Genomic DNA, 12530 nt, shown 5'->3' with positions numbered 1-12530 from the left:
CTGCCCGCGGGCAGCCCGGAATGTGCATTACTTCAGCAGGTGAGCGACGCCGTCGCGCTCTTCCAGCAGCTCGGCGAGCGTGAAGTCCATCTTCTCGCGCGAGAACGCGTCGATTTCCAGGCCTTCGACACGCTTGTATTCGCCGTTTTCGCAGGTGACCGGCACGCCGTACAGGATGTCTTCGGGGATGCCGTACGAGCCGTCCGACGGGATGCCCATCGTGACCCACTTGCCGTTCGTGCCGAGCACCCAGTCACGGATGTGGTCGATCGCCGCGTTGGCTGCCGACGCTGCCGACGACAGGCCGCGCGCTTCGATGATCGCCGCGCCGCGCTTGCCGACGGTCGGGATGAACGTGTTGCGGTTCCATTCGTCGTCGTTGATCAGCTTCAGCATCGATTCGCCTTCGGCGGATGCGAAGCGGAAGTCCGGGTACATCGTCGGCGAGTGGTTGCCCCACACGGCCAGCTTCTCGATCGACGCGACCGGCTTGCCCGACTTGGCGGCCAGTTGCGACAGCGCGCGGTTGTGGTCGAGGCGCAGCATCGCGGTGAAGTTCTTCTTCGGCAGATCCGGCGCCGACTTCATTGCGATGTAGGCGTTGGTGTTCGCCGGGTTGCCGACGACCAGCACCTTCACGTCGCGGCTGGCGACTTCGTTCAGGGCCGCGCCCTGAACCGTGAAGATCTCGGCGTTCGCCGACAGCAGGTCCTTGCGCTCCATGCCCTTCGAGCGCGGACGTGCGCCGACCAGCAGTGCGACGTCGGCATCCTTGAATGCGACCTTCGGATCATCCGTGACCACCACGCCCGCGAGCAGCGGGAACGCGCAGTCTTCCAGTTCCATCACGACGCCTTTGACGGCGGCTTGCGCTTGCGGCAGGTCGAGCAGTTGCAGGATCACGGGCTGGTCTTTGCCGAGCAGGTCGCCATTGGCGATGCGGAACAGCAGCGAGTAACCGATTTGACCTGCGGCGCCGGTGACGGCGACACGCTTTGCGGGCTTAGCCATTGAATTTCTCCAGGACGGATTAAGCGTTGGACGCTTGGGGGAAACGCCATTTTATGCGCGTTATGCGAAGCGTTGCTTTGAAGCAGGGCGGAAGGTTCGCGGTTGCATGCGCGCTGGCGCCTGAGGACGGGCCGGGGCACGTAGCGCGGGGCACGCATTGCGACCGCGAACCCTTGCTCGCCGAGGAGTGTAGGAGTCGAATGACGCAAAGTCAAACAGTATCTTATGTCTTATATAAGACAGATGTTTTGCGGAAATTGAGTGGACGGAAAAGCCGGGTTTGTGATGAAATGCGCGCCATGACATCGAACCAGGCGAATGACGCGAATCCGAACGACGCCGGCGGCCCGGAGCAGCCGGGCGCGGGTGCGCCTTCGCCGGTGTCCGTGCCTGCGCCGGCACCTTCGCCGTCACCGACATTCAGTCCTTTATACCAGCAGATCAAGGCATTGATCACGCAAAGCCTGGAAACGGGTGAATGGAAGCCGGGCGAGATCATTCCGAGCGAGGTGGAGCTGGCCGGCCGCTATAAGGTTAGCCAGGGCACCGTGCGCAAGGCGATCGACGAGCTCGCGTCGGACAACCTGCTGGTCCGGCGGCAAGGCAAGGGAACGTTTGTTGCGACGCACAATGAAGAGCGCGCGCAGTTCCGTTTCCTGCGCCTGCTCGCCGACGACGGCGTCGAGCACCCGCACGTGAGCCGCCTGCTCGAGTGCCGGCGGCTGCGTGCGCCGGCCGAGATCGCCCGCCAGCTCGACCTGAAGCCGGCCGATCCGGTCGTGCAGGTCAGGCGCCTCCTCGAATTTGACAGCGAGGTGACGGTGCTCGACGAGATCTGGCTGCCGGGCGCGATGTTCAAGGGACTCACGTTCGAGCGGCTGAGCGAGTACAAGGGGCCGCTTTACGCGATGTTCGAAACCGAATTCGGCACGCGGATGATCCGCGCGTCCGAGAAGATTCGTGCGGTGGCCGCGGAGCCGGCGGTGGCCGACCTGCTGAGCGTGCCGCCGGGCTTTCCGCTGCTGTCGGTCGAGCGCGTTTCATATACGTACGCCGACCGGCCGGTGGAAGTGCGTCGCGGTTGGTATGTCACAACCGGGTACTACTATCAAAATGACTTGAGCTGAGGAAGGAGTTGCTCGTGTCGCGTGCATTCGCCATCCCCATGGTTTGCGAAGCACGTTTCGGGCCGCGTTTATTTCGTGTCGCGTAATGGTTCAACGCAGTCTTTCGCTGCAGTGCGATATGAAAAGGCGCTAAAATTGCGGATTAGTGTGACAACAACAGTAGGGGTCTAGCATGACTGACGCAGTAAGAAAACCGAGGCCGGAGTACCGGAACATCGGCTTCGGCGACATTACGATGAACTATCGCCTGCCGCTGGCGGCGAAAATTTCGATCCTCCATCGAGTCAGCGGTGCGCTGCTGTTCCTGTTCCTTCCGTTCGTGCTGTACCTCTTCGAACAGAGTCTCACGTCCGAGCTCAGCTTCGATGGCTTCAAGGCCTTTCTCTCCAACATCCTCGTCAAGCTGATCGTCCTCGCGCTGTCGTGGGCGTTCCTGTTCCACTTCTGCGCCGGCGTCCGTCACCTGATGATGGACCTGAACCACGACGCGGTGACCAAAGAGCGCGGCAAGAGCACGTCGGCCGTCGTGCTGGCTGTCTCGTCGCTGCTGACGATCGCAGTGGCCCTCAAACTGTTCGGAGCGTTCTAAGAAAATGGCAGCCAACAACCGAATCGGCTCGAAGCGCCTCGTCGTCGGCGCGCACTACGGCCTGCGCGACTGGCTCGCACAGCGCGTGACGGCCGCGATCATGGCCATCTACACGATCATCCTGCTCGTGCTGTTCTTCACGTCGAGCAACTTCTCCTACGACGGCTGGGCGTCGATCTTCGCCGCGCAGTGGATGAAGCTCGCGACGTTCGTGACGCTGCTCTCGCTCTTCTATCACGCATGGGTCGGCGTGCGCGACATCTGGATGGACTACGTCAAGCCCGTCGGTGTGCGCCTTCTGCTTCAATCGCTGACCATCGTCTGGCTGCTCGCATGTGCGGGCTACGCCGCGCAGATTCTCTGGAGAGTGTAAAGAATGGCTGCAATCAAATCTTCCCTGCCGCGTCGCAAGTTCGATGTGGTGATCGTCGGCGCGGGCGGCTCCGGGATGCGCGCATCGCTGCAACTGTCGCGTGCGGGCCTGTCGGTCTGCGTGCTGTCGAAGGTGTTCCCGACCCGTTCGCACACGGTCGCCGCACAAGGCGGCATCGGCGCGTCGCTCGGCAACATGAGCGAAGACAACTGGCACTACCACTTCTACGACACGATCAAGGGTTCCGACTGGCTCGGCGACCAGGACGCGATCGAGTTCATGTGCCGCGAAGCGCCGAACGCCGTGTACGAGCTCGAGCACTTCGGCATGCCGTTCGACCGTAACGCCGACGGCACGATCTATCAGCGCCCGTTCGGCGGCCATACGTCGAACTACGGCGAGAAGCCGATCCAGCGCGCTTGCGCGGCGGCCGACCGTACCGGCCATGCGCTGCTGCACACGCTGTACCAGAAGAACGTCGAGGCGAAGACGCAGTTCTTCGTCGAATGGATGGCGCTCGACCTGATCCGCGACGCGGACGGCGACGTGCTCGGCGTGACGGCCCTGGAAATGGAAACGGGCGACGTCTACATCATCGAAGGCAAGACCACGCTGTTCGCGACGGGCGGCGCAGGCCGGATCTTCGCGGCATCGACCAACGCGTTCATCAACACCGGCGACGGCCTCGGCATGGCGGCCCGTTCGGGCATCGCGCTGCAGGACATGGAGTTCTGGCAGTTCCACCCGACCGGCGTGGCCGGCGCGGGCGTGCTGATCACGGAAGGCGTGCGCGGCGAAGGCGGCATTCTGCGTAACGCGAACGGCGAGCGCTTCATGGAGCGCTATGCGCCGACGCTGAAGGATCTGGCGCCGCGTGACTTCGTGTCGCGTTCGATGGACCAGGAAATCAAGGAAGGCCGCGGTGTCGGCCCGAACAAGGATCACGTCCTGCTCGACCTGTCGCACATCGGCGCCGAGACGATCATGAAGCGTCTGCCGTCGATCCGCGAAATCGCGCTGAAGTTCGCGAACGTCGACTGCATCAAGGAACCGATCCCGGTCGTTCCGACGATCCACTACCAGATGGGCGGCATCCCGACCAACATCCACGGTCAGGTCGTCGGCACGTCGCGTGACCACAACGAGCCGATCAACGGCTTCTACGCAGTGGGCGAATGCTCGTGCGTGTCGGTGCACGGCGCGAACCGTCTCGGTACGAACTCGCTGCTCGACCTCGTGGTGTTCGGCCGCTCGGCAGGCAACCACATCGTCGAGCACGTCAAGAACCAGCGCGACCACAAGCCGCTGCCGGCAGACGCAGCCGACTTCGCGCTCGAGCGCCTGAACAAGCTCGAGAAGTCGTCGTCGGGCGAATACACGCAGGACATCGCGAACGACATCCGCGCGACGATGCAGAAGCACGCAGGCGTGTTCCGCACCTCGAAGCTGCTCGAGGAAGGCGTCGGCGAGCTGAAGGGCCTGCGTGACCGCGTCGCCAACGTCCACCTGAAGGACAAGTCGAAGGTGTTCAACACCGCGCGCGTCGAAGCGCTCGAGCTGGCGAACCTGATCGAAGTCGCAAACGCGACGATGGTGTCGGCGGAAGCCCGCAAGGAAAGCCGTGGCGCACACGCGCACAGCGAGTACGAGCACCGCGACGACGACAACTGGCTGCGCCATACGCTGTGGTACAGCGAAGGCAACCGCCTCGACTACAAGCCGGTTCGCATGCAGCCGCTGACCGTCGAGTCCGTGCCGCCGAAGCCGCGTACGTTCTAAGCCGAATCCAAGGAATCTGAAATGGCAAAACGCATTTTTGAACTCTATCGCTACGATCCGGACAAGGACGCCGCGCCGCGCATGCAGACGTACGAGCTGGAGATCCAGCACGAGCGGATGCTGCTGGACGCCCTCGTGAAGCTGAAGGCGCTGGACGAGACGCTGTCGTTCCGCCGTTCGTGCCGCGAAGGCGTGTGCGGTTCGGACGCGATGAACATCAACGGCAAGAACGGTCTCGCCTGCCTGACGAACCTGAACGACCTGCCGCAGAAGATCGTGCTGCGCCCGCTGCCGGGCCTGCCCGTCGTGCGCGACCTGATCGTCGACATGACGCACTTCTTCAACCAGTATCACTCGATCAAGCCGTTCCTGATCAACGACGCGCCGCCGCCGGAGAAGGAACGCCTTCAATCGCCGGAAGAGCGCGACGAGCTCGACGGCGTGTACGAGTGCATTCTGTGCGCAAGCTGCTCGACGTCGTGCCCGAGCTTTTGGTGGAACCCGGACAAGTTCGTCGGCCCGGCCGGCCTGCTGCAGGCTTACCGCTTCATCGCGGACAGCCGCGACAACGCCACCGCCGAGCGTCTCGACAACCTTGAAGACCCGTATCGTCTGTTCCGTTGCCATACGATCATGAACTGCGTCGACGTGTGCCCGAAGGGCCTCAACCCGACGAAGGCGATCGGCAAGATCAAAGAACTGATGGTCCGCCGCGCGGTTTGACATGAGCGATACGTCGCACCAGTCCGACCCGCACCGTCGCGCGCGCCTTCGCTGGCGCGCGCGGCGCGGTCTGCTGGAGAACGATCTGATTTTCGAGCGTTTCTTCAGCAGATACGAGCATGACCTCACCGATGAAGACGTAGGCGCGCTGTCGCGCCTGCTCGATCTGACCGACAACGACCTGATGGACTTGCTCCTCGCGCGCAAGGAACCAGAAGGCGACCTTGACAGCCCGGAAATTACCAGGCTGCTGGAGATGTTGCGCAGCGTCTGATGCCGCTGTGCCCGTTATCGAATCCCGTTTCTATATTTCGATTGAGGATGTGCCATGACTCCGTCTGATGTAAAAGCCACGCTATCGTTCAGCGACAACTCGCCCAGCGTCGAACTGCCGATCTACAAGGGCACGATGGGCCCGGACGTGATCGACATCCGTAAGCTGTACGGCCAGACCGGCAAATTCACGTACGACCCGGGCTTCATGTCGACGGCGTCCTGCAACTCGGCGATCACGTACATCGACGGCGACAAGGGCGAGCTGCTGTACCGCGGCTACCCGATCGACAACCTCGCGCAGAACGCGGACTTCCTCGAGTCCTGCTACCTGCTGCTGAAGGGCGAGCTGCCGAACGAAGCGCAGAAGAAGGAATTCGTCACCACCGTCACGAAGCACACGATGGTGCACGAGCAGATGCACTTCTTCTTCCGTGGCTTCCGCCGCGACGCACACCCGATGGCGATCCTGGTCGCTGCGGTCGGCGCGCTGTCCGCGTTCTACCACGACTCGCTCGACATCAACGATCCGCGTCACCGCGAAGTGTCGGCGATCCGCATGATCGCGAAGCTGCCGACGCTCGTCGCGATGGCGTACAAGTACAGCATCGGCCAGCCGTTCGTCTATCCGCGTAACGATCTGTCGTACAGCGCGAACTTCATGAACATGATGTTCTCGAACCCGTGCGAAGAGTACAAGGTCAACGACGTGCTGGTGCGCGCACTCGACCGTATCCTGATCCTGCACGCAGACCACGAGCAGAACGCATCGACGTCGACCGTCCGTCTGGCCGGTTCGTCGGGCGCGAACCCGTTCGCGTGTATCGCGGCCGGTATCGCGTGTCTGTGGGGCCCGGCGCACGGTGGTGCGAACGAAGCCGCGCTGAACATGCTCGAGCAGATCGGTTCGCCGGACAACATCCCCGAGTTCATCAAGCAAGTGAAGGACAAGAACTCGGGCGTGAAGCTGATGGGCTTCGGTCACCGCGTCTACAAGAACTACGATCCGCGTGCGAAGCTGATGCGCGAAACGTGCTACGAAGTGCTGACCGAACTGGGCCTGCACGACGACCCGCTGTTCAAGCTCGCGATGCAGCTCGAGAAGATCGCGCTGGAAGACGAGTACTTCGTGTCGCGCAAGCTGTACCCGAACGTCGACTTCTACTCGGGCATCGTCCAGCGCGCGCTGGGCATCCCGACGTCGATGTTCACCTGCATCTTCGCGATGGCACGTACGGTGGGCTGGATCGGCCAGTGGAACGAAATGATCGGCGATCCGGAGCAGAAGATCGGTCGTCCGCGTCAGCTGTTCATCGGCGAAACGCCGCGCGAAGCAAAGCCGATCAGCGCACGTTAAACCGTGTGCGGCGCGAACGGCGGCTGCCGTTCGCGTGTTGCGATCGATACGAAACACCCCGGCGGGGCAATCCGCCGGGGTGTTTTTTTGTGCGGTCATGCTGTAAGGACAACTTGATGAAAATGAATTCGGCCGTGCATCGTCGCACGTCTCGCCGGGTCAGGCTGGCGCTCGCATCGCTCGCGGTCGTCGCGCTGGCCGGCTTCGTCGCATTCAAGGCCAGCCCCTGGCCGTCCGTCTGGTTGATCCGCTGGGCGTTCCAGCGCGGCGGCGAACAGGCGTCCGGGGCGCTGGTCAGGCACGTGCCGGCGGGTGTCGTCAGCACGTTGAACCGGCAATACGATATGGCCGATCCGCATGCCTATCTCGATGTGTACCGGCCAGCGGCGCTCGCGGATCATGCGAGCTTGCCGGCGATCGTGTGGATTCACGGCGGCGGGTTCGTCGCGGGCAGCAAGACGGAGGTGGCCAACTATGCGCGCGTGCTTGCCGCGCGCGGCTACGTCGTCGTGGCGGTCGAGTATGCGTTGGCGCCGGGCGCGACGTACCCGACGCCGTTGCAGCAGGTGAATCGCGCGTTGGCCTACCTGCTGGAGAATGCGCGGACGCTGCGCATCGACGCTCAGCGTTTCGTGCTGGCGGGCGATTCGGCCGGCGCGCAGATCGCCTCGCAGGTCGCCAATCTCGTCGCGTCGCCGGAATACGCCCGCGAGATGGGCATCGTGCCGGCCTTGACGCGCGCGCAGCTGCGTGGCGCGCTCCTGTTCTGCGGGCTCTACGATCTCGGGCTGGTGGATCGCGCACATCCGTCCTGGTTCCTCCCGACGGTGCTGTGGTCCTACGCGGGGCGCAAGGATTACTGGAACGCGCCGCGGTTCGAGCGGTTCTCCGTGATCGACTACGTGACCGCGGATTTTCCGCCGGCCTTCATCACGGTCGGCAACGACGACCCGCTGCAGGCGCATTCGTACCGGTTGGCCGATGCGCTCGAAAGGCGGGGCGTGGCCGTCGATCGCCTGTTCTATGCGAAGAATCACGTGCCGTCGCTGCCGCACGAGTACCAGTTCGATCTCGACGGCCGCGACGGGCAGGAAGTGTTGCGCCGGCTCGATGCATTCCTGGGCCACGTGCTGAAGCCGCAGTCCTGACGGCGTTACTTGCGCGCCCGGTCGTGCGACTTGGCGATCGCGCTGTCGATCACCGGCGCGCCTTGCCTGATCAGGAAATCGCGAAACAGTCCGGTTACCTGCGAGAGCCGCCTGTCGGCCAGCGTGACGACATACCATTCGCGCTCGATCGGATTGCCGGGAAACGGCAGTTGGCCCAACAGCCCGGTGCGCAATTCGAGCGCGCACGCATGGAGCGACAGAAACGCGACGCCGAGGCCGGCTTCGGCCATCTGCTTGATGGCCTCGTTGCTCGATAGCTCGGAGCCGACATGAAACTTGTGGCCCGACGACTTGAACAGGCTCTCCACGGTCGTTCGGGTGCCGGCGCCGCGCTCGCGCACCAGCAGATGCGCGGCTTCGAGATCCTTCAGCGCGATACGCTTGCGCTGCATCAGCGGATGCCCGGGCGCCGCGACGAACACCATCGGATGCTTCGCGAACTCCACCGCATGCGTGCGCAGCTCCTTCGGAGGGCTTCCCATCACCGCGAGATCGATTTCATGGGTGGCGAGCATGCGGATGATGTCGTCGCGATTCCCGACCTTGAAATACGTCTTCACGTGCGGGCGCGTCGCCGTGAATTTGACGAGCAGCGGCGGAATCAGGTATTCCGCCGTGGTGATCGCGCCGATCCGTAGCGTCCCGCCGAGATCGCCCGTCAGCGCGGCCACTTCCTCGCCGGCCTCGGTCCACAGGCTCAGGATCTCGCGCGCATAGCGGCCCACGATCTCGCCGGCCGCAGTCAGCTCCACGCCCCGTCCGACGCGCTGGAGCAGGGCTGCGCCGACCGCCTCTTCGAGCAGCCGGATCTGCAGCGACACGGCGGGCTGCGTGAGATTGAGTTCTTCCGCCGCCCGCGAGACGCTGCCCAGCCGCGCGATCATGTCCATCGCCTTCAGCTGCCGGAAGGTCGCGGTCTTTCCTATAAGTGAAGACATATGAGTCGCCTATTAACATTAAATTGTCTTTTGACAGGCAGAACTATATCGTCGAATCTCGAAATCTGTCATCCGAATCGAATTCAGCGCGGAGTCTCAACATGGTCAATACCCGATTCACCCCTGCAACGGATCGCGCGGCAAGCGTTCCGCGCATCGTGATCGTCGGCGGCGGCGCAGGCGGCCTGCAGTTGGCCACGCGCCTCGGCAGCACCGCCGGGCGGCGCGGGCTCGCGGAGATCGTGCTCGTCGACCGTTATCCGACGCATTTCTGGAAGCCGCTGCTGCACGAAGCCGCGTCCGGACATCGCGACCCGGCCACGCACACGATCGAATACGCGGCGCAAGCGAGGCAGTACGGCTTTCATTTCGTGCAGGGGGACCTGCAGCGCATCGATCGAACCCGGCGTGTCGCGACGATCGGCGCGGTGTTCGACGCGGAGCGCACGGAGATCCTGCCGCAGCGGGACGTGCAGTATGACGACCTGGTGCTGGCAGTCGGCAGCGTGACGAATTTCTTCAACGTGCCGGGCGCATCGCGTCATGCGCTGACGCTGGAAAACGTCGAGCAGGCCGAGGGCTTTCGCCGCAAGTTCCTGGCCGCCTGCACGAAGGCCAACCATCTGGCGGAAACGCAGCCCGCGCAGCGCGTGCAGCCGATCTGCATCAACGTGATCGGCGCGGGCGCGACCGGCGTGGAGCTGGCCGCCGCGCTCCGGCATGCGATCAATCAGCTCACGATGTATCGCTTCAAGGCGCTGGTGCCGGACCGGGACGTCTGCATTCGCCTGATCGAAGGCGGCCCGCGCGTGCTCCCGGTGCTCGACGAGCGCCTGTCGGCGCGGACGCACGCGCAGCTCGGGCAATTGCATGTCGACGTGCTGACCGGCGTGCGCGTGGCGGAAGTCACGCCCGATGCGGTCGTGACCGCGACCGGCGAGCGGTTGGCCAGCGACATCACGATCTGGGCCGCGGGCGTCGCCGGACCCGCGATCCTGCGCGAGATCGGCGACATCGCGCTCAACGCGTCGAACCAGGTCATCGTCACCGACACATTGCAGACGCCGGACGATCCGCACGTGTTCGCGTTCGGCGATTGCGCGGCCTGCCCGTCCGGTGGCGCACGCGGGTTCCTGCCGCCCCGCGCGCAGGTCGCGCACCAGCAGGCGGTGTATCTCGGCCGTGCGTTCGCGCGTCGCCTGGCCGGCAAGCCGGTGGCCGGCTTCACGTTCCGCGACGCCGGCACCGTCGTGTCGCTGGGACACGCGGGCGCGGTCTGCCAGACGGAACTCGGCATGCGTTCGCGCTCGCTGGTCATCGATGGCCTGGCCGCGATCGGCTTGTACAAGCTGCTGTATCGCAAGCATCTGTACAACGTATATGGCGCGAAGCGGACGTTGCTTCAATCGCTGAGCCACTGGCTGCACAGTCGCAACCAGCCGTCGATCAGGTTGCACTGAGTGGCGCCGGCGTCGAGACGCGTATCGGGAGAGGCTGGCCTGATACGCGTCTCGCGCGCTGCCGGCCTTGCGCGGCGTGCCTGCTTGCCGGATATATTGGTTGCAGCTTATGAATTTGAGAAAAAGATTAATTTGTTATGTGTTCCATTTGAACGCTAAGGTGTGCCGTTCCCGTCAGCGAACGGATAGCCAGATCTCTTGAGAGGAAACGTAAACATGGTCATCGAAGCCATCGTAACCAGTCTCGACGCGGCATTCGAGCAGATCGAAGCGACACCGGAATCGCAGGAATCGCGGCATCAGCGCGACGCGATCATTCAATGGCTCGATAGCGCATCGGCGGAAGGCTATCGGCTGGGCCTCGTGACGACGCTGCCGGCGTCGCGGCTCAGCGCGATGTTCGAAGGCCAGTTCGGCAACGTGACCCTGGACCGGTTTTCGGTCGTCGTGGCCGACGCGCGCCAATCGTCGATCGGCGCGAGCCAGCATCCGTTCGACGTCGCGCTCCAGGCGCTCGGCGTCCCGCGGGAATGCGCGGCGGCGGTGGCCAGCAGCGAAGAGGAGCGCAGCGAGGCGGAAATCTACGGCATGTCCCGCTGCGTTCGAATCACGGACGTCGTCGCTTCGATCGCGCACGCGGCCCCACGCTGATGCGGCGCGGGCGTGGCGCGATTCAGTCGGCGTCGAGCACGCGTTCGAGGCGCGCCCGAATTCCCGGCGCCCGGTTGTTGAGGCGATTGTGCAGGCGGTACGCGGTGGGCGTGGTCGACAGATGCTGCCGGAACAGCTTCGACAGGCGTCCGCCGCCGTTGAATCCGCAACGTAGCGCAATCGTGCGGATCGGCAGATCGGTTTCGGTCAGCAGGCGGCAGCACATGTCGAGCCGGACATACATCAGGTAGTCGGACGGCGTGATGCCCAGCTCGAGCTTGAAACGCCGCAGGAAGTTGCGCTCGCTCATCGCGGCGACCTGCGCCGCTTCGCAGATCGACACCGCCCGCTCGCCATTCGTGGCCAGCCATCGGGCCGACGCCTGGATTCGCTCGCTGACGTTCAGCGCCGTGTTCCGGCGCACGATCGGGGTGAATTGCGTTTCGCGCGGCGGCGCGACGCCCGCGGCGATCTGCTTCGCGACCTCCATCCCGAGGTCGCCCTGGATCACGCTCAGCGCGGTTTGCAGCGGGTCGGACGCGCTCGCATGCCGGGGGCCGAGGAAAGGGCTGGGGGGCAGCCTGCGCGCGGATGCGTGAAGCACGTCGTCGGCCGCATGCGGGCGCGTCACGGCCGCTTCGAACAGCAGGCGTCCTTCGGTGATCGAATAGGTGAGCTGACTGCGCGGCACGGTGCGTTGCAGCCAGCGAATCAGGCGTTCGTCGCGCAGCGCGCCGCGGATGCCGTTGCCGCCGATGATGAAAAGCGCATGAAAATTCTCTGTCACCGCGCGCGCGTCCACGCTTTCGGTCCAGACCAGCACCGACGATGAACTGGCGATCATGCCGCCGGCCACCGACAGCAGCGAGACGTTGTAGAGTGCCGCACCGTGCCGTCCGGATTCGGACAGCGTGTTGGCCGACTGGAATGCCTGGCCGATGGTGACGGCCTCATGCAGTGCGAATCCGTTGAACAGCGTAATGCCGATGTGTCTGACCATGCTGGCATCGCGCGCGATAGCGGGCCACGCGCTGCGATTGTCATGAGTTTCGTGCGAGCATTCCATCTCGTTTTTCCCCC

Annotated in this window: 13 protein-coding genes; 10 read left to right on the top strand and 3 right to left on the bottom strand. The window is 64.0% G+C overall.

All coding sequences use genetic code 11. The features are described from left to right. Window positions 1-27: 27 nt before the first annotated feature. Window positions 28-1011: a malate dehydrogenase gene (locus LIG30_RS08790; RefSeq protein WP_038711341.1), complete on the bottom strand. Its 984-nt coding sequence runs from the start codon at window positions 1009-1011 to the stop codon at window positions 28-30. A gap of 290 nt (window positions 1012-1301) precedes the next feature. Between LIG30_RS08790 and LIG30_RS08785 the strand changes: the two genes are divergently transcribed. The 8 genes from LIG30_RS08785 (at window position 1302) to LIG30_RS08750 (ending at window position 8380) form a co-directional block, all read left to right on the top strand. Next, complete coding sequence (locus LIG30_RS08785; protein WP_038711340.1) at window positions 1302-2138, top strand: GntR family transcriptional regulator; 837 nt, start codon at window positions 1302-1304, stop codon at window positions 2136-2138. A gap of 172 nt (window positions 2139-2310) precedes the next feature. Then, complete coding sequence (sdhC, locus tag LIG30_RS08780; protein WP_038711338.1) at window positions 2311-2727, top strand: succinate dehydrogenase, cytochrome b556 subunit; 417 nt, start codon at window positions 2311-2313, stop codon at window positions 2725-2727. Between the two features lie 4 nt (window positions 2728-2731). After that, window positions 2732-3100 carry a succinate dehydrogenase, hydrophobic membrane anchor protein gene (gene sdhD, locus LIG30_RS08775; protein WP_038711337.1) on the top strand — a complete coding sequence of 123 codons (369 nt, stop codon included), beginning with the start codon at window positions 2732-2734 and terminating at the stop codon, window positions 3098-3100. Window positions 3101-3103: 3 nt separating this feature from the next. Further along, window positions 3104-4879 carry a succinate dehydrogenase flavoprotein subunit gene (sdhA, locus tag LIG30_RS08770; RefSeq protein WP_038711335.1) on the top strand — a complete coding sequence of 592 codons (1776 nt, stop codon included), beginning with the start codon at window positions 3104-3106 and terminating at the stop codon, window positions 4877-4879. A gap of 21 nt (window positions 4880-4900) precedes the next feature. After that, entirely contained in the window at window positions 4901-5602 is a 702-nt protein-coding gene (locus tag LIG30_RS08765; RefSeq protein ID WP_038711332.1) for a succinate dehydrogenase iron-sulfur subunit, read from the top strand. 1 nt (window position 5603) lies between these two features. Continuing rightward, complete coding sequence (locus tag LIG30_RS08760) at window positions 5604-5876, top strand: FAD assembly factor SdhE (RefSeq protein WP_038711330.1); 273 nt, start codon at window positions 5604-5606, stop codon at window positions 5874-5876. A 54-nt stretch (window positions 5877-5930) separates the two neighbouring features. Next, window positions 5931-7232 carry a citrate synthase gene (gene gltA / locus LIG30_RS08755; RefSeq protein ID WP_038711327.1) on the top strand — a complete coding sequence of 434 codons (1302 nt, stop codon included), beginning with the start codon at window positions 5931-5933 and terminating at the stop codon, window positions 7230-7232. 116 nt (window positions 7233-7348) lie between these two features. Then, complete coding sequence (locus LIG30_RS08750) at window positions 7349-8380, top strand: alpha/beta hydrolase (protein WP_051994929.1); 1032 nt, start codon at window positions 7349-7351, stop codon at window positions 8378-8380. A 5-nt stretch (window positions 8381-8385) separates the two neighbouring features. Here LIG30_RS08750 and LIG30_RS08745 read toward each other — a convergent pair whose 3' ends face one another. Beyond that, window positions 8386-9339 (bottom strand): LysR family transcriptional regulator, encoded by a 954-nt coding sequence (locus LIG30_RS08745; protein ID WP_038711326.1) that lies wholly within the window; start codon window positions 9337-9339, stop codon window positions 8386-8388. A gap of 101 nt (window positions 9340-9440) precedes the next feature. Between LIG30_RS08745 and LIG30_RS08740 the strand changes: the two genes are divergently transcribed. Beyond that, window positions 9441-10799, top strand: a complete 1359-nt coding sequence (locus LIG30_RS08740) for an NAD(P)/FAD-dependent oxidoreductase (RefSeq protein WP_038711325.1) — start codon at window positions 9441-9443, stop codon at window positions 10797-10799. 216 nt (window positions 10800-11015) lie between these two features. Continuing rightward, complete coding sequence (locus tag LIG30_RS08735; RefSeq protein WP_038711324.1) at window positions 11016-11450, top strand: hypothetical protein; 435 nt, start codon at window positions 11016-11018, stop codon at window positions 11448-11450. A gap of 22 nt (window positions 11451-11472) precedes the next feature. Here the strand turns inward: LIG30_RS08735 and LIG30_RS08730 are convergent, their stop codons facing one another. Next, the gene (locus tag LIG30_RS08730; RefSeq protein ID WP_235510256.1) at window positions 11473-12450 is read right to left on the bottom strand and encodes a helix-turn-helix domain-containing protein; all 978 of its coding nucleotides are present in this window, start codon (window positions 12448-12450) and stop codon (window positions 11473-11475) included. Window positions 12451-12530 lie beyond the last annotated feature (80 nt).

Origin of the sequence: Burkholderia sp. lig30, from assembly GCF_000687455.2 — a bacterium.
Classification (GTDB): Bacteria; Pseudomonadota; Gammaproteobacteria; order Burkholderiales; family Burkholderiaceae; genus Burkholderia.
This window is presented reverse-complemented; position numbering and strand designations above follow the sequence as displayed.